Raw genomic sequence first — 1,056 nt, forward strand, 5'->3', positions numbered from 1 at the left:
CTACCTGGCCAGAGACGCCGCGGGCACGCATCTCGCCGTGAAGTGGCTGCGCCCGGACCTGTCAGGCGACCGGGTGAGCGTGGAGCGCTTCCTGCGCGAGGTCCAGGTGGCCCAGCGCGTCGCGCCCTTCTGCACCGCGGCCGTCCTGGGCACGGGTGTCGAGCTCGACCGGCCGTACATCGTGAGCGAGTTCATCGAGGGGCCGTCCCTGCAGCGGGTCGTCCAGCAGGAGGGGCCGCGCGCCGGCTCGGCCCTGCAGCGCCTGGCGATCGGCACCGCCACCGCGCTGGCGGCGATCCACCAGGCCGGCATCGTGCACCGCGACTTCAAGCCCGCCAACGTCATCGTGGCCGCCGACGGCCCGCGCGTGATCGACTTCGGCATCGCCCGCGCGCTCAACGCGACCTCGACGATCAGCAGCATGCCGGTCGGCACGCCCGCGTACATGCCTCCCGAGCAGATCATGGGACACCCGGTGGGGCCCGCGGCCGACCTGTTCTCGTGGGCCGGGACGATGGTGTTCGCCGCGTCGGGGCAGGCGCCGTTCGGCAGCGACACGATGCCCGCGGTGATCAACCGGGTGCTCAACCAGCCGCCCGACGTGCGGATGCTGGAGGGGCCGCTGCGGGACGTGGTGCTCGCCTGCCTGGCCAAGGACCCGGCGCAGCGGCCGGCCGCCGAGCAGGTGATCATGCGGTTGCTCCAGCACCCGGTGAGCGGCCCGGGTCTGCCCGCGGGCGGCCCCGGTCATCCGGCGGGCGGGCCCGGCATCCTCGCCCAGGCCGCCGCTGCCGCCGCCCCGTCCACCCCGCCCGGGGTCGCACCGGGCCCGTCCACCCCGCCGGGGGTCGCGTACGGCCCGTCCACCCCGCCCGGGGTCGCGTACGGCCCGTCCACCCCGCCCGGGGTCGCGTACGGCCCACCCGGCACCACACCCGGCCCGTTCACCCCGCCGGAGGTCGCGTACGGCCCGCCGTCCGTCCCCGCGCCGGGCACGACGTACGGCGGGCCGCCGCCGAAGAAGCGCACGGGGCCGATCGTCGTCGGCGCGTCCGT

General features: G+C 76.4%; 1 protein-coding gene. It reads left to right on the forward strand.

Translation table 11 applies throughout. From position 1 onward, the window contains the following. The coding region (locus DAT37_RS46030; RefSeq protein ID WP_157978450.1) for a serine/threonine-protein kinase at positions 1–1,056 on the forward strand (1,056 nt) is incomplete at both ends.

Origin of the sequence: Nocardia aurea (assembly GCF_003123685.1) — a bacterium.
GTDB lineage: Bacteria > Actinomycetota > Actinomycetes > Mycobacteriales > Mycobacteriaceae > Nocardia > Nocardia aurea.